Annotated in this window: 18 protein-coding genes; 11 read left to right on the top strand and 7 right to left on the bottom strand. The window is 71.1% G+C overall.

What is annotated here, in order from left to right; all coding sequences use genetic code 11:
- Positions 1–27: 27 nt before the first annotated feature.
- Positions 28–1,014 carry an LCP family protein gene (locus tag ABUW04_RS09890; RefSeq protein WP_380564118.1) on the bottom strand — a complete coding sequence of 329 codons (987 nt, stop codon included), beginning with the start codon at positions 1,012–1,014 and terminating at the stop codon, positions 28–30.
- 255 nt (positions 1,015–1,269) lie between these two features.
- On the opposite strand from ABUW04_RS09890, the gene ABUW04_RS09885 reads away from it, so the two are divergent.
- The 6 genes from ABUW04_RS09885 (at position 1,270) to ABUW04_RS09860 (ending at position 5,265) form a co-directional block, all read left to right on the top strand.
- A complete protein-coding gene (locus tag ABUW04_RS09885; RefSeq protein WP_030255029.1) occupies positions 1,270–1,782 on the top strand; it encodes a hypothetical protein in 513 nt (170 codons plus the stop codon).
- A gap of 108 nt (positions 1,783–1,890) precedes the next feature.
- Positions 1,891–2,376, top strand: coding sequence for a DUF2975 domain-containing protein (locus ABUW04_RS09880; RefSeq protein ID WP_380564116.1), 486 nt, complete (start codon positions 1,891–1,893; stop codon positions 2,374–2,376).
- Positions 2,376–2,597, top strand: a complete 222-nt coding sequence (locus tag ABUW04_RS09875; protein ID WP_030255035.1) for a helix-turn-helix domain-containing protein — start codon at positions 2,376–2,378, stop codon at positions 2,595–2,597. Before ABUW04_RS09880 ends, ABUW04_RS09875 begins: the two co-directional genes overlap by 1 nt.
- 255 nt (positions 2,598–2,852) lie before the next feature.
- Positions 2,853–3,344 (top strand): MarR family winged helix-turn-helix transcriptional regulator, encoded by a 492-nt coding sequence (locus tag ABUW04_RS09870; protein ID WP_380564114.1) that lies wholly within the window; start codon positions 2,853–2,855, stop codon positions 3,342–3,344.
- Between the two features lie 401 nt (positions 3,345–3,745).
- A complete protein-coding gene (locus ABUW04_RS09865) occupies positions 3,746–4,618 on the top strand; it encodes an NAD(P)H-binding protein (protein WP_380564113.1) in 873 nt (290 codons plus the stop codon).
- Entirely contained in the window at positions 4,615–5,265 is a 651-nt protein-coding gene (locus ABUW04_RS09860) for a hemerythrin domain-containing protein (protein WP_380564111.1), read from the top strand. The genes ABUW04_RS09865 and ABUW04_RS09860 overlap by 4 nt, the downstream gene beginning before the upstream one ends.
- A gap of 202 nt (positions 5,266–5,467) precedes the next feature.
- On the opposite strand, the gene ABUW04_RS09855 is transcribed toward ABUW04_RS09860, so the two are convergent.
- The 3 genes from ABUW04_RS09855 to ABUW04_RS09845 form a co-directional block, all read right to left on the bottom strand.
- Positions 5,468–6,034: a TetR family transcriptional regulator gene (locus tag ABUW04_RS09855; protein ID WP_380564109.1), complete on the bottom strand. Its 567-nt coding sequence runs from the start codon at positions 6,032–6,034 to the stop codon at positions 5,468–5,470.
- 77 nt (positions 6,035–6,111) lie between these two features.
- Complete coding sequence (locus tag ABUW04_RS09850; protein ID WP_380564108.1) at positions 6,112–6,795, bottom strand: hypothetical protein; 684 nt, start codon at positions 6,793–6,795, stop codon at positions 6,112–6,114.
- On the bottom strand, positions 6,792–7,298 hold the full coding sequence (locus ABUW04_RS09845) for a sigma-70 family RNA polymerase sigma factor (RefSeq protein WP_380564106.1): 507 nt from the start codon (positions 7,296–7,298) through the stop codon (positions 6,792–6,794). The genes ABUW04_RS09850 and ABUW04_RS09845 overlap by 4 nt, the downstream gene beginning before the upstream one ends.
- A 138-nt stretch (positions 7,299–7,436) precedes the next feature.
- Here ABUW04_RS09845 and ABUW04_RS09840 point away from each other — a divergent pair, with 138 nt between their 5' ends.
- Complete coding sequence (locus ABUW04_RS09840) at positions 7,437–8,369, top strand: SDR family oxidoreductase (protein WP_030255057.1); 933 nt, start codon at positions 7,437–7,439, stop codon at positions 8,367–8,369.
- Between the two features lie 138 nt (positions 8,370–8,507).
- Positions 8,508–9,761 (top strand): amidohydrolase, encoded by a 1,254-nt coding sequence (locus ABUW04_RS09835; RefSeq protein ID WP_380564104.1) that lies wholly within the window; start codon positions 8,508–8,510, stop codon positions 9,759–9,761.
- A gap of 49 nt (positions 9,762–9,810) precedes the next feature.
- Here the strand turns inward: ABUW04_RS09835 and ABUW04_RS09830 are convergent, their stop codons facing one another.
- Together ABUW04_RS09830 and ABUW04_RS09825 are read right to left on the bottom strand one after the other, a co-directional pair.
- Positions 9,811–11,223: a CoA transferase gene (locus tag ABUW04_RS09830; protein ID WP_380564102.1), complete on the bottom strand. Its 1,413-nt coding sequence runs from the start codon at positions 11,221–11,223 to the stop codon at positions 9,811–9,813.
- A gap of 57 nt (positions 11,224–11,280) precedes the next feature.
- A complete protein-coding gene (locus tag ABUW04_RS09825; RefSeq protein WP_380564101.1) occupies positions 11,281–11,805 on the bottom strand; it encodes a cysteine hydrolase family protein in 525 nt (174 codons plus the stop codon).
- A gap of 138 nt (positions 11,806–11,943) precedes the next feature.
- Between ABUW04_RS09825 and ABUW04_RS09820 the strand changes: the two genes are divergently transcribed.
- On the top strand, positions 11,944–12,576 hold the full coding sequence (locus ABUW04_RS09820) for a TetR/AcrR family transcriptional regulator (protein WP_380564100.1): 633 nt from the start codon (positions 11,944–11,946) through the stop codon (positions 12,574–12,576).
- Here the strand turns inward: ABUW04_RS09820 and ABUW04_RS09815 are convergent.
- Positions 12,521–13,249, bottom strand: coding sequence for a COG4705 family protein (locus tag ABUW04_RS09815; protein WP_380564098.1), 729 nt, complete (start codon positions 13,247–13,249; stop codon positions 12,521–12,523). The genes ABUW04_RS09820 and ABUW04_RS09815 overlap by 56 nt on opposite strands.
- A 270-nt stretch (positions 13,250–13,519) precedes the next feature.
- Between ABUW04_RS09815 and ABUW04_RS09810 the strand changes: the two genes are divergently transcribed.
- Positions 13,520–14,713, top strand: a complete 1,194-nt coding sequence (locus ABUW04_RS09810) for a sensor histidine kinase (protein ID WP_380564097.1) — start codon at positions 13,520–13,522, stop codon at positions 14,711–14,713.
- Complete coding sequence (locus ABUW04_RS09805; RefSeq protein ID WP_030255076.1) at positions 14,710–15,372, top strand: response regulator; 663 nt, start codon at positions 14,710–14,712, stop codon at positions 15,370–15,372. Before ABUW04_RS09810 ends, ABUW04_RS09805 begins: the two co-directional genes overlap by 4 nt.
- Positions 15,373–15,430 lie beyond the last annotated feature (58 nt).

Raw genomic sequence — 15,430 nt, 5'->3', positions numbered from 1 at the left:
TCGGCATCACGGGATGTGTCGTCGCCTTCAGGAGTCCAGGGAGGCCCAGAGTCCGGCCGCCGCGATGGAGGCGACGAGGCGGTTGGGGTCGCTGGGGGCGGCGGCCACCGGCATGGTGACGGTGGTGACGTCACCCGTCTTGATCCTGTCCAGCCCGACCGCGAAGTTCACCAGCTTCGACACCGACCCCAACTTGGTGTCCACCGTCAGGCTCTTGGTGGCCGTCTCCACCAGGGAGTAGAGCTCAGTGGGGTCACTGAACGCGTCCAGGCCACGGATCTTCTTCAGCAGCTGCTTCACCAACTGCTGCTGCAGCTTGATCCGCCCGAGGTCGCTGCCGTCCCCGATGCCGTGCCGGGTGCGGGCGAAGGCGACGGCCTGGGTGCCGTCGAGGACGTGGGTGCCCTTGCTGAGCTTGAGGTGGCTGTAGCTGTCGTCGATGTCCTGATCCACCGTCACCGTCACCCCGCCCAGCGCGTCGACCAGCTCGGCCAGACCGGAGAAGTCCACCTCGATGTAGTGGTTGATCTTCAGGCCGGTCAGGTGCTGCACCGTCTTGATGGCGCAGACCGGTCCGCCCACGGCGTACGCGGTGTTGAACATCACCCCGGACACCGGGTACGTGGTCGCGCCCGACGAGGTGGTGCAGGACGGGCGGTAGACCAGGGTGTCGCGCGGGATGCTGACGATCGTGGCCTTGGTGTGCGAGGCGTTGACATGGACCACCATCGCGGTGTCCGAGCGCGCGCCGGACGCGGCGTGGTCGTGCACCACGGAGGAGTTGCTGCCCGAACGGGTGTCGGAACCGAGCACCAGGATGTTCATCGAGCCCGTGGCGGCCGTGGTCCCGGGCATGGTCGGGCTTGCCGAGGCGGAGGCGGAGGGGGCGTCGGAGGCGCCGTCGTCCAGTGCGGAGGAGATGTCCACGGTCTTGATGTTGTGGTCCAGGCGCCAGTACTCGTAGGCGGTCGCGCTGCCCACGGCGAGCAGTACCGCGGAGAATCCGGCAATCACTGTTTTGAGTGTGCGGCGGCTGTGCCTGCGCGCTCGCAGCTCAGGGTCGGGCTGGGAGCTGTCTCCGTCAGACACCTGTGTCGTCCGTCCGTTACGGGGGTGTTGGGGGACGAACGTACGTGCGGCGTGCCCGCGAGCGACATGATTCCCGGCGCCTTCACTACGAGATCACATGATTGACAGCGTCCTCTAACACGGCCACGCCACAGGGAAATCGCATGCGATCTTCAGGCAGTGGTGGATACCGTGCCGGCCATGGACGTGACGTTCACCAAGGTGCCGGGGCGCCGTTATCGGATGACTGTCATTCGGGAACGAGGCCCGGAGTTGGCGCCGCGGCAGGGGCCGGGCTATGACGACTACCTGCCGCATGACGCCGTGCACTTCCTCGTCGAGGCCGAGGCGGGACTGCCCGGCGGTGTCTTCGGCCGGATCGCAGCAGGGCAGAGCAACATCTTCTGGGCGACCGATCCTGTCGTCCGGAAGCGTCAGGCGCGTCAGGAAGCGAAGCGGCGGCCGGGCAGGGCCGAGCGTGCCGACATGGCCCGGTCCGAGACGCTGGCCTCCCTGTGCGAGCCGTTGTGGCAGTTCCGAACGGGCCGGCGCTCGGAACTGCCGGACTGGTTCTCCTCCATGGAGCCGGGTGTCACGGAGTCGCAGCTCGTCGAGCGCATCCTGGCCCGTCTGGACGACTTCGCCGCGCGCTGGCACCCGCTGCCGGCAGGCGGCAGCGTCACCCTGTCGTGGCCGCTACGCGCTCGTCGCTGACAAGACGCCCGTTCCTCGGTGCCATCTGCACCCGATCCCCAAGAGCCGCCTTGCCTTGCCTATCGAAAATCGATAGATTTCCATCGCAACTCGATGGGAGGGCGGCTCATGGGAAAGCTGACGGTGCACGCGCTGCGTGCCGTGCTCGGGCTGGTGCTGACCGGCACCGTGTTCGTGCAGGCAATGATGGTGCTGGCGATGGCCACCAAACCGGATGGTGGGTCGTTCACGATGACCGCGCTACGGGTGACCACGATCCTGGGCATGGTGTCCGCCCAGCTCGCCCTGGTCTGCGTATGGCGGCTGGTGACCATGGTGCGACACGGAACCGTGTTCTCCCACGCCGCCTTCCACTACGTGGACGTCGTGATCGGCGCGATCGTGGCGGCTGCCCTGGTGTGGTTCGCGGTCACCATCCTCAATGCGCCGGGCCAGCGGGACGACCCGGGCGTCTCCCTCATCATGGGCGGGGTCGGCGTGGCCATCCTGGGAGTCGCGCTTATCGTGCTCGTGCTGCGGATGCTGCTCGCCCAGGCCGTCGCGCGCGACGGCGAAGCCGCGCAGCTGCGGGCCGAGTTGGACGAGGTGATCTGATGCCGATCGCCGTCGACATCGACGTGATGCTGGCCAAGCGGAAGATGTCGGTGGGCGAGCTCGCGGACCGGGTCGGGATCACCCCCGCCAACCTGGCGGTCCTCAAGAACGGCCGCGCCAAGGCGGTGCGCTTCGCGACCCTCGCCGCGCTCTGCGAGGTGCTCGAATGCCAACCGGGCGACCTGCTGCGCTGGGAGGCCGAGCACAGCACGGACGAATGACCCGACCGGGGCTTGGCTTCACGCTTCCCGCCGCATGGTGATGCCGGAGGGGTGAACCGGGCGTGGCAGTCGTTCTCAACGCAGCACCCCGTCCTCCCTCGCCCACCCCCGAGCTGGCCGAACTGTTGCGGCTGACCGACGTCCAGTTGGTCAGGAATATTTACTATGCTGGCCATGAGGACCGCCGCACGCACGGCGCCGCGCCCGCGTCGGTGCCACCGGGTCGGCAACGATCCGGCCCGTCACCGTTGACGTATGGTGTGGAATTCGTGGGATCAGGTGGGCGACGAGGCCGAGGGTGGCATGGACGACGAACAGCGGGTTGACCTAGGGGTGTCGTTGTTCATCCCGTACCGGTACACCGAGGACCGGATTTTCCGGGCCCTCCAGGATGCGGGGTTCGACGACTGGACCCTCGCGCAGTGCCGGGTGTTCCAACGCATCTCCCCGGACGGTTCGCGCCTCACGGACCTCGCCGATCAGGCGCAGATGAGCAAGCAGAGCGCCGGCGTACTGGTCGACCAACTGGAACGTCTGGGCTATGTCCGCCGCGCCCCCGACCCCGCGGACGGCCGCGCCAGGCTGATCGTGATCGAGCAGCGCGGCCGACGGGCGGTCGGGATCGCCGCAGCGACACTCGACGAGATCTACGCGGAGTGGAAGGCCTACCTGGGCACTCGCAACTTCACACTGCTGCACCAGATCCTGGATCAACTCCGCGAGATCACCGACCCCTACGCGCGGTAGGCCCGAGCAGGGCCCGACTCCACCTTGACATCGTCAGGATCATTGACTAACTTGGTCAATGATCCTGACGATGTTCTGCTATGGACGGGTGGTTGCCACGATGCACGGTGCCCGGACGAGTCGGACCCGTCACCACACGGCCCGCCGCCAACGGCTGAGCCCCGATGCGCTCCGTCCCACCAGGGGCGGCCGCCGCACGCAGACCCGCGCTACGACCTCACCGATGCCCGGAATGCTCTCGCCGCGCCCCGCGGCGTCCTGACACCACACCTCTACTGAGGCCCTTCGGCCTCAACCGCACCGGCCCGTCAGCGGATCCCGCTGGCCACCCCGCTGCGGGACACCGGCGATCTCCAGTCACGCCGTCATGCACACACCGCACCCCTACGAACGGAATCAACATGTCCACCGTCATCACCGGAGCATCCGGTCACCTCGGCCGCCTCGTCGTGGACCAACTCCTCGCTGCCGGAACGCCGTCGGCGCAGATCGTGGCCACCGGCCGGGATGTCGGCAGACTCGCCGACCTCGCCCGCACCGGGGTCACGGTGCGGCGCGCGGACTTCGCCGACCCGACCACCCTCGACGAGGCGTTCGCAGGTGCCGAAGCGATGGTGCTGGTCTCGACGACAACGGTCGGGCAGCGGTTCGACAACCACCGCAACGCCATCGACGCGGCGCGCCGAGCGGGCGTGTCCCGGATCGTGTACACCAGCATCGTCAACGCCTCGACCGCGGAGATGGCACTCGCCGACGAACACCGCCGCACCGAGGACTACCTGCGTGACAGCGGCACGGCGTTCGTCATCCTGCGCAACGGGTGGTACCTGGAGAACTACACCGACCAGCTCCCGATGATCACCAAGTACCGCGCCTTGCTGGGCAGCGCCAAGGACGGCCTCGTCAGCGCAGCCGGCCGACGCGACTACGCAGCCGCCGCCGCGGCGGTGCTGACCCAGGACGGGCACCTCGGAGCGACCTACGAGCTCGGCGGAACACCGTTCACCCTGACCGAGCTCGCCGCCACCATCAGCGACGTCCTCGGCACCCACGTCGCCTACCGGGACATGCCGGTGGCCGACTACACCGCCACCCTGACCGCTGCCGGGCTGCCCCCGGAGATGGCCGCCGCCGTCGCCGACGCCGACGCCGGCCTGGCCCGCGGAGAGCTGTTCACCGCCGCCGACGACCTGGTCAAGCTCATCGGACGACCGGCAACCACCGCACACGAAGCCGTCCAGTCCGCGGCCGCCACCATCGATGAGTCGCGGTGAGCGCCCCGGGGCCCGGCGTCGACACCCACGAGATGGTCCTGATCCACCGCGTCATCCGGCGCGAGTTCGGACAGCTCCCCCGACTGTTCCGCTCCGCGGCCGACGACCCGGCGCGATCCAAAGTCATCGGAGCGCACGCCGGCGAGATGCTGCACTTCCTGCACACCCACCACACCGGCGAGGACGAACTGCTCTTTCCCCTGCTGCGCGAAAGGGCTGCGCTCGACCCGGAACTGATGGACCGGATGGACGCGCAGCACGCACAGGTCGACGCCGCCGTCACCGCCGTCAGCGCGGAGCTGCCCTGGTGGACAGCGAGCGCTGACGCCGCCGCCGGCGAGCGGATGGCAGCCCTCGTCGAAGCCGCGATGCCGACACTGATCGATCACCTGGCCGAGGAGGAGCAGAGGATTCTCCCGATCGTCTCGGCCACGCTGACGCAGAGCGAATGGGACGCGCTCGGCAAGCACGGCATGAGCGCGATTCCGCTCACGCGGCGGCTGGTCATCCTCGGCCACATCACCGAGGAGGCCGACGATGCAGAACGGCAGAGGTTCCTGCAGGTCGTACCGGCCCCGGCGCGCCTGGCCTACCGGCTGATCGGCCACCGCCAGTTCACCCGCGAAACCACCGCGATCCGCGGCTGAGCCGCCCCGCGATGCAGGGCCGACGACCTCGTGCTGCCGTTCCCCGCCCGTCGGACCGGGAACGGCAGCACGAGGGAGGCACCCGCCGGGAGCGGACCGGCGCGGAAGCGTCAGCCGCCGAGGATGCCGCCGACGGGCCTGTCCGACACCAACGGTCGGACAGGCCGCAGGGCGCGCCGGCAACCGATGCGAGCGGGCCCGCTCACTCCCCCGTTACGGTTGCTGTCAGCTCCGTCATCGACTCCCGGACGGTCTGCGTCAGTTTCCCCTCGGCCGAAGCGGCGATCCAGCGGGCGAAGGCGACCCGGAACGCGGCCATGCCCGCTTCGGCGGCCAGGCGCGCGGGCCAGGCCCCGACTCCGCGCCCGTGCAGCGCCGCGGCCATGTCCCCGACCAGCGCGGCGAGTTTGGCCAGCTCGCGTTCCTGCAGCTCGGGATGGGCGTCGATGACGGCCTGACGCATCCTCACGTCGTCGGGCCGCTCCTGGATCAGCTCGGCCCCCGCCTCGATCCCGAACGAGACCGCCGCGAACGGGGCCAGTTCGGGCGGCGCCTCGGTGATCGCGCGGACCACCACGTCCCGCAGCGGGTCCGCCCCGGCGAACAGTACGTCGCGCTTGTCGGCGTAGTGGCGGAAGAAGGTGCGTTTCGTCAGGCCGGCGCGTTCGGCGATGTCCGCGATCGTGGTCTGGTCGAAGCCGCGCTCCACGTACAGCTCCATCGCGGCCCGCCCCAGGCGGCCTCGCGCGTTCGGCTCCCAACGTCCCATGCGCCCATCATATGGACATCCTCTTCTCCCTGATGGGAGGAGGATTCCTGGCTCACGCCGCCTCCGGGGAGTGCCCGCTACGTCGTGGTGCAGCCGGTGGGCTCGCCGGACAGCAGCGTCGTCCTGATCGCCCTCGCCGCGGTGTTGCCCTGCCCGATGGTGGCGTAGGCGAGGCCGAGAACGGAGCGGGCGGGCATCCTCGACGGGTCGATCGTGATGACCGCATCGTTGCCGTCCTGGCGCGGACTGCTGATGACGTCTCCCGGATCGAGTACCTGCGCTCCCGTCCAGGTGCAGGCCGCGTGCGGCGTCACCGGAGTGCCCGCGGGCAGCGTGGTGTTGTGGAACGCCGTGGGTACACCGGCCTTGGCGAGCAGAGCCTGCAGCTCGGACTCGTCGAACAGCTGGTGCAGGGTCACGGTGACCTCGCCGGTCTTCGCGTCCGTGTGGACCGAGAATCCGGCCTCGTCCACGTTCACGACCGCGCCGTCGGCGGTCAGGGACTGCCCGGATCCCGCACCAGCCGTGCTGCCCGCCCCATTCGGTCCGGTCAACGCGACGACCAGGCTCACCGAAGCAGCGGCGACACCCAGGGCTCCGAGGGCGGGCATGGCGCGCCTGCGGCGCCGCAACGCCCGGCCGCGGGCCAGGACGTCCTGGACCTCACGTCCACGGCGGCCCTCGTCGAAGGCGGAGCCCACCAGGCCGATCAGGGCCGCTTCGGAGACGCCGCCGTCGTGCTCTTCGAACTCTTCGATCATTTCGCCGGCTCCTGCCGTGTAGTGGGGGCGAGCGCGGTGCCTAGCGCGGCGAGCGCCCTGGAAAGGTGGGTCATGACCGTGCCGGGCGTGACCCCGAGGACACGGGCGGTGGTCCTGGTGTCGAGGTCGAGGAAGATCCGCAGAACGACGACTTCTCGTTGGCGGCCGGACAAGGTCTTGAGCGCCTGCATGACGTGCCGATCGACCTGGAGGTGTTCCGGCGTGCGGTCCTCGGCATCGTGCGAGGGGTCCCACGCCACCTCCCGGCGACGCCGCCGCCACCAGGAGACGTGCGTGTTGAGCGCGGTCCGCACCACCCACGCGCGCGGCGCCGGGTGCCCGCGGACCTTGCGCCAGGAGGCGTAGGCACGGGCGAACGCCTCCGCCGTCACGTCCTCGGCCAGCGACCACTCGCCCACCACCGCATAGACCGCGCGCAGGCAGTCGGCCCTGGCCTGCTCGTAGAACGCCGCGAAATCCTCGTCCTCTGGTTTCTCGTCCACACCCCTACTACGCATCAGCGGCAGTATCCATTGACAGCATTCACCGACGGTACGGACCCATTCCGTGATGACACTTGGTGTCATCACGGGTAGAGTGATGACACCAAGTGTCATCGATGCTCTTCGGAGGTTCCTCCCATGCATGTCTTTGTCACCGGTGCTTCCGGCCACCTGGGCTCCGCGGTCGTCCCGGAACTGCTCGCCGCCGGCCACCGGGTGGTCGGCCTGGCCCGCTCCGACTCCTCGGCCGCCGCGGTCGCCGCACTCGGCGCCGAGGTCCGCCGCGGTGACCTGGACGACCTCGACGGTCTGCGCGAGGCCGCCACGGCCGCGGACGGCGTCATCCACCTCGCCTTCAAGCACGAGGCGATGCGCACCGGCGCCTTCGCCGAGGCCGTGGAGGCCGACCGGATCGCCGTGGAGGCCATCAGCGACGCACTGGCCCGCTCCGGTACCGGCAAGCCCCTGGTCATCGCCTCGGGCACGCTGATGCTCGCCCTCGGCGGCATCAGCGGACGGCCCGGCACCGAGGCCGACGCCCTTCCGGGCGGCCCCCGGACAGACACCGAGAACGCGGTGATCGCGATGGCCGAGCGCGGGGTGCGCTCCTCGGCCGTGCGGCTTCCCCCGCTGGTCCACAGCGACCTCGACCACCACGGCTTCACCCCCTCGCTGATCGGCTTCGCCCGCGCCAACGGCTACTCCGGCTACCCCGGCGACGGCGACAACCGCTGGCCCGCCGGCCACACCCTGGACATCGCCCGACTGTTCCGGCTCGCCCTGGAGCAGGCCCCGGCCGGCTCCAGGCTGCACGCCGTCGCCGACGAGGGCGTGCCGACCCGACAGATCGCCGAGGCCATCGCCCGCAACCTGGACCTCCCCGCGAAGGCCGTCCCGGCCGAGGAGGTACCCGCCTACTTCCAGTTCATGGCCGCCTTCATCGGCCTGGACAACCTCACCTCCGCCGCCCGCACCCGCGAACTGCTCGGCTGGGAGCCGACCCACCCCGACCTGATCACCGACATCGACGCGGGCCACTACTTCGCCCCCGAAGGCGACCGGCAGGCCTGATCCACACACCCGTCCCCCGGCCCTGCTCCGCCACCCTGCTGAATCCGCGGCGCATCCGGGGGACACCCTCCCCTCCGGCACCAGGCCGGCGCCGGCGCCGGGTACGTTCCGCCGGGAGCCGATCGAAGGAGGCGGAGCATGGACCGGACCGTGATCGCGGGACTCGCTGACCTGCGCGAGGACCTGGCCGCTTTCTACCGGGACCTGCACCAGCACCCGGAGCTGTCGCTGCAGGAGACCCGGACGGCCGGCCTGCTCGCCCAGCGTCTGCGCGAGGCCGGCGTCGACGAGGTCGCCGAGCAGGTCGGCACCACCGGCGTGGTCGGCGTGGTGCGCAACGGGGACGGCCCGGTGGTGATGCTGCGCGCCGACTTCGACGCCCTGCCGGTGGAGGAGAAGACCGGCCTGCCCTACGCCAGTCGGGCGCGCGGGACGGACCCCGACGGCCGCGACGTCCCGGTGATGCACGCCTGCGGGCACGACATGCACGCCGCCTGTCTGATCGGCGCCGCAACCCTGCTGGCCGGGGCGCGCGAGTCCTGGCGCGGCACGCTGCTGGTGGTCTTCCAGCCGGCCGAGGAACTCGCCGTCGGCGCCCGCGGCATGATCGACGACGGGCTGTTCGAACGGTTCCCGGCACCGCAGATCGTGCTGGGACAGCATGTGGCGCCGCTGCCCGCAGGCTTCATCGGCTACGGCACCGGCCCGGTGATGGCCGCCGCCGACTCCCTCGGCATCACCCTGCACGGCCGCGGTGCGCACGGCTCCCGCCCGGAGGCCTCGGTGGACCCGGTGCTGATGGCCGCTCACCTGGTCACCCGGCTGCAGGGCATCGTGTCCCGCGAGGTGCCGCCGGCCGAGTCCGCCGTGGTCACCGTGGGCCGGCTGCAGGCGGGCACCAAGGACAACATCATTCCCGACTCCGCCGAACTCGGCGTCAACATCCGTACCTACACCCCGCAGACCCGCGACCTGGTCCGGGCCGCCGTCGAGCGCATCGTCCGCGCCGAGTCCGCGGCCGGCGCCGCCGTGAGCGAACCGACGCTGACCTGGTTCGGCAGTACCCCGGCGCTGGTCAGCGATCCGACCGCGACGCAGACCACGATCGCCGCCTTCACCGAGCACTTCGGCGAGGAGCGGATCCAGACCATGCCGCTGGTGAACGCGAGCGAGGACGTCGGCGTGTTCGGCGAGGCGCTCCAGGTGCCGACCGTCTTCTGGTTCTGGGGCGGACTGGACCCCGAGACCGTCATCACCGCGATGCAGGAGGACCGGTTCGACCAGATCCCCGGCAACCACTCGCCCTTCTTCGCGCCGCTGGTCGAACCCACCCTCAGCACCGGCGTCGAGGCCCTCACCCTGGCCGCGCTGACCTGGCTCGACACACCCTGAGCCTGAGCCTGAGCCTGACCCGGGCCCAGCCCCGGGCCCAGGCCCGGTGTCAGTCCGTCCCGGTCCAGCGCGGGAGGTCGCTCCCCCAGCGGGTCGACGCCCGGGCCCAGGTCCCGGGTCCGCCCTCGTAGTTGACGGGCGGGAGGGCGTACCTCAGCCGGCCGTAGCCGGAATCCGTCTCCGCCAGCCAGGGTTCGGGGTCCGGGTCACCCGCCGGCACCGGCGTCTTCTTGATCCCCCGCACCAGCCAGGCCGCCGTTCCTGCCAGCGAGAACTGCAATTCAGCACCCGCACCGGTCAGCTGACGCTCAGTCAAGGCACGGAGCACCGCGGCGGCGAGCAGATAGCCGGTGCCGTGGTCCAGTGCCTGGGCGGGCAGCACCCCGGGAGTTCCGCCGCCCGGCGTTCCGTCACCGTCACCGCGCTCGATCGCCGCGATGCCGCTCGCGGCCTGGACCAGGCTGTCGAAGCCGCGCCGCTGCGACCACGGCCCCGACCGGCCCCAGGCGGAGAGGTGGGCGACGATCAGGCCGGGGCGGCGCTCCAACAGGGCCGCCGGGGACAGCCCGTGGTGGTCCAGCGCGCCGGGACGGTAGCCGGTCACCACCACGTCCGCCGTGTCGAGCAGGGTCTCGAAGGTCCGCCGCTCCTGGGCCGCGGTGAGGTCCAGCAGCGTGGAACGCTTGCCCATCCCGGTGTCCGTGTGGGCGTCCGCGTCCTCGCGAAGCGACGGCGTGTCGACGCGCAGCACGTCCGCGCCGAGCAGGGCGAGCGTGCGGGTCGAGACCGGTCCCGCGATCACCCGGGTCAGGTCGAGCACCCGGACCCCGCTCGCCGGCAACGGTCCCGGTGGCAGCACCCGGGGAGCCGCACCGTCCGCCCCAGACGTCCGATGTGTCGTCACCAGTGGCCGGTCGTCCAAGAGTTGGGCTCCGCCCTCGGCCGACCGGGCCACCGCGACGGCCAGGCCGCCGCGGGCGTAGACGTCCTCCTGGACCGAGTGTGCGGGACGCGAGGCCAGGGTCCGCGCCAGCGTCCGTGCCAACTCCTGGTCCTCGCCGGTGTCCGGGATGCCCAGGGCGTCCAACAGGCGGGCGCGGTGGTGCGGGTAGTTGGCGTGGGTGCGCACCCAGCCGTCGTCCGCGCGCCAGAAGCCGGACAGCGGCGCGAAGGACACGGCGGCCCGGCCCTCGATCCGCAGATGACGTTCGCTGACGAACGCCGCCGCCACCGCACCCTCGTTCACCCGCACCGCCGGAACGGGAGTCCCGTTGCGCCCGGCCAGCAGCTCCGCCGCCGCCAGCGAGCAGACCCCCACGCAGGCCCGCGCCAGCTCACGCACGGGTAGGCGGGCCGGCAGGACGTTGCCCGCTCCCTGGTAGGAGACCCCGGCCGCCAGCTCGGCGCGGCCTCCCAGTGCGGTCCAGGCGTCAACGGTCGCGGCATCGTCTGTGCACGTCATGCCGCAATTCTGGCGGACGGCGGACGGCGGCCGGACGCGGGGACCCGGGTCGCCCGGTCACTCGCCCAGATCGGCGACCTCGGTCGAGTCCAGCACCCGGGCGATGCGCCACAGGCCGATCCAGCTCTCCGGGAAGGCGGACTCCTCGACCAGCGCGGCGTGCACCCGAGGGTCGGGGTCGGCGCAGGCGTCGGCGCAGACCGCGACCTGGTAGCCGGTGTCGTACGCCCAGCGGGCGGTGGACAGCACCGTGCCCGAGGTCGCCACACCGGCGATGACCACCCGTTCGACGCCGGCCGCCCGCAGCCGGGCGTCCAGGTCGGTGCTGGCGAACGCCCCCATGGTGGACTTGCCCAGCACCGGCTCGTCGCCCACCGGGCCCAGCAGCGGGTGCAGTTGACCGAGCATTGCCTCGTGGACGACGTGGAACACCGGCAGTCCCGCGCCCCGCGCCGACGCCAGTGCGTTCGCGGCGTTCGCCGCGACGTCGGCGTCGTGGCTGAAGTTCTCCACGATGTAGGTCGCGAAATCCAGCGCGAGGAACGCCGTCCGCGCCGGCGCGGTCCGATCATCCATGGTCATCCGGTCTGTTCTCCCTCGGCGAGGACGTCCGGGCGCTCAATCGGAGAGTGCGCCCCGGTTAGGTCGGTCACGCTAGCATAATCGGAGACAGCGCCCCGGTTGTACCCCGATCAGTCGGACGTCAGGACGGAGACCCACGTGCAGGCCGAGCAGAGACCGCTGCGCGCCGATGCCCGCCGCAACCGGGAACGGTTGCTGGAGGTGGCCCGGCAGGCCTTCGCCGCCGAGGGGCTCGCCGTCCCGCTGGACGAGATCGCCCGCCGGGCCGGGGTCGGTCCCGGCACCCTCTACCGGCACTTCCCGACCAAGGAGTCGCTGTTCGAGGCCGTCGTCCACGCGCGCCTGCGGCACCTGGTGGACCAGGCCCGGGACCTGCCCGAAGACGGCGGCGACCCCGGGGCGGCGCTGTTCCTGATGCTGGACCGCATCGTCGCCGATGCGACCGCCAAGGCCGACCTGGTCGACGCCCTGGCCGGCGCCGGCGTCGAGGTCCGGACCGCGGTCGCCGGCTCTGCCGCGGACCTGCGCGCCGAGATGGGCCGGCTGCTGGCTGCGGCCCAGCAGTCCGGCACCGTCCGCGACGACATCGACACCGCGGACCTGATGACCGTCCTGTCGGGCGTACTGCTCGCCCTGCGCCACCCGGCCACCCGGGTCACCGACCCCCGACGCACCCTGGCCATCCTCCGCGACGGCCTGCGGGCCGCGCCCGCGGTCAGCCCGGCTCGGGGAGCGAGCCCCGCCCGGCGGTCTCGGACCGGTGCCGGGTGACGACCAGCGCCAGCACCGCGACCAGGACCGCCCCGGTGGCCAGGCTCATCGGGCCGGTCCCCAGCTGCAGGCCGTCGCCGTAGGGCGCCGGGACTCCCAGCCAGTCGGCGAACGACGCACCCAGCGGACGGGTGATGGTGTAGGCGAACCAGAACGCGAAGACCTCGTTGAACCGCAGCCACTTGTACCCGGCAGCGGGCACCAGGATGACCGCGAGGAACACGAAGGTCGACGCCAGGGTGCCCAGGCCGAGCGGTCCGGCCACGAAGTCGCCGGCCGCCGTTCCCAGCGCGAAGGTGAAGATGACGGTCAGCCAGTAGAACATCTCGCGCGCACGGGTGTTGATGGAGTGCATGTCCAGAGTCCGCTGGCTGCGGTACCAGCCGGCGAACACCAGCGCCTGCAGCACCAGCAGCATCAACGTGGAGCCCCACAGCGGCATCCCCAGGTCCTGGTTCAGGTAGTCCGCCGACATGGTGCCGAAGATGCTCACGGCGGTCACCGTCAGCCAGTAGACGACCGGGGTGTACGTCCTGGTGGACACCTGCGCCACCAGGCAGCCGGCCAGCAGCGCCATCGCCATCAGAATGGCCGCGTTCCGGCCGATGTAGTCGTTGAAGAAGACGTAGTCGGAGAATGCCTCACCGAATGCCGTCGTCCCCAGCTTCGCCACCCAGAAAATGAGCGTGACTTCCGGAACCTTCGTTGCCGTGCCTTGTTTCATGAGTGCTTTTCTCCTCTGTCGGCCCGCGGTTCGACGTGGCTCCGGCGGGGTGCACCGAAGCGTACGAAGCCGACCCGGACCTGGGGATCAGCCGATCGTCATCATTTCCCGGCAGCTGTACGACCTTTGGATGACACAGCCCCGGGCCGAGCGCTGCCCGGAAATGTGTAAGACCTTTGTCTGACGGCACGACGGAAGAACGCCGGTACGCTCGGAACGGTGAATTCCCTCAGCCCAGCCCTGCGCTCCGCCGCCCGGTCGCGCCCGGCGCTCGCCCCGGCCGCGCTGGTCCCGGCGATGCTGGCCGGGCCGCCGTTGATCTGCACCGTCGCCTCGGTCCACGAACTGCTGTACGACCACGCCGACGCACTGCGCTGGGTGCTGGCGATGGCGACGGTCTGGCCGCTGCTGCTGCGGCACCGCGCACCCGTGGCGGTCTTCTGGTTCTGCTGGGCGGCGGCGCTGGGCTCCGTGGCGCTCGGATCCGTCTCGGTTCCCGCGTTCGCCGTCCTGGTGGCGCTCTACACCGTGGCCGCCCACCGGAGCACCCGGTACTCGCTGGCGGCCGCAGCGGCCAGCGAGGTCGGGGTGGTGCTGCTGGCGGTGCAGATCGCCCCGGCCGGCAGCGTCAACGACGGAGTGATCATCCTCACCGGCCTCGCCGCCGCGGTGTTCCTGCTCGGCACCACCATGCGGGCCCAGCGCCGCTACCTGGCCTCGGTCGAGGACCGCGCCCAACGGCTGGAACAGGAACGGGTCCAGCAGCAGCAGCTCGCCGCCGCCTCCGAGCGCACCCGGATCGCCCGGGAGATGCACGACATCGTCGCGCACGGCCTGGTGGTCGTCATCGCCCTGTCCGAGGCGGCAGCGGCCACCGCCCGCACCGACCCCGAGGCCGCCCGCGGCCAGATGCTGCAGTCCGCGTCCACCGGACGGCAGTCCCTGGCCGGGATGCGCCGCCTGCTGGGCATGCTGCGGGCGGACGACGGCGTGGACCGCGCACCGCAGCCGGACCTGGACGCACTGCGGGGCCTGGTCGAGGAGACCCGCCGCACCGGTCTGGACGTCCGGCTGACCGAGACCGGCAGCAGGGAGACCCTGAGCACGGCCGCGCAGACGACGCTCTACCGGATCGTCCAGGAGTCGCTCACCAACGTGGTCAAGCACGCCCCCGAGGCGTCGAAGGCCGAGGTGGTCCTGGACTGGGGCACCGACCGGGTCCGCTTCGCCGTCACCGACGACGGACGGCGCACGTCCGGCGGCACCGGCGCACCGGCGCCCACGACCGGCGCCGGGAACGGGCTGACCGGGATGCGGGAACGCGTGGCAATGTTCGACGGCGAGCTGCGGGCCGGTCCCACCGCGACCGGCTGGGCGGTCACCGGGGAACTGGGACTGGAGGAGGCGCGATGACGGTCTCGGTCCTGCTCGCCGACGACCAGGCACTGGTGCGGATGGCCTTCCGCACCCTCCTGAACACCATGCCGGGCATCACCGTCGTCGGTGAGGCCGCCAACGGCGACCAGGCAGTCGACCTGGCCCGGCGCACCCGGCCCGACGTGGTCCTCATGGACGTCCGCATGCCCGGCACCGACGGCATCGAGGCGACCCGGCGGATCACCGCGGAAACGGCCTCACGCGTGCTCATCCTCACCACCTTCGACCTGGACGACTACGCCTTCGACGGACTGCGCGCGGGCGCCTGCGGCTTCCTGCTCAAGGACGTGGTCCCGGCCGTGCTGAGCGAGGCGATCCATGCCGTCGCCTCCGGGGAGGCCGTCCTCACCCCGCGGATCACCCGCGGCCTGGTGGACCGCTTCGCCCGGATCGCTCCCTGGCCCCGCGACCAGCAGGCGAGCACCCGCTTCGCCCAGCTGACCCCGCGCGAGCAGGAGGTCTTCCGCCTGATCGCCTCGGGCCTGAGCAATGCCGAGATCGCCGACCGCCTGTTCCTGACCGAGGCCACGGTGAAGACCCACATCACCCGCATCCTCGCCAAGCTGCAGCTCCGCGACCGGGTCCAGGCCGTCATCTTCGCCTACGAGCACCAGCTGCGCGGCCAGGCCGACTGACCCGGCTCTGCGAGACCGGGGTCTGCGAGACCCAGGTCACATCTGGCCACGTCACATT

This window comes from Streptacidiphilus jeojiensis, from assembly GCF_042510965.1.
In the GTDB taxonomy this organism is placed as follows: Bacteria; Actinomycetota; Actinomycetes; order Streptomycetales; family Streptomycetaceae; genus Streptacidiphilus; species Streptacidiphilus jeojiensis.
Note: the sequence above shows the minus strand (reverse complement) of the source record. Positions and strands in the feature narration are given on the sequence as shown.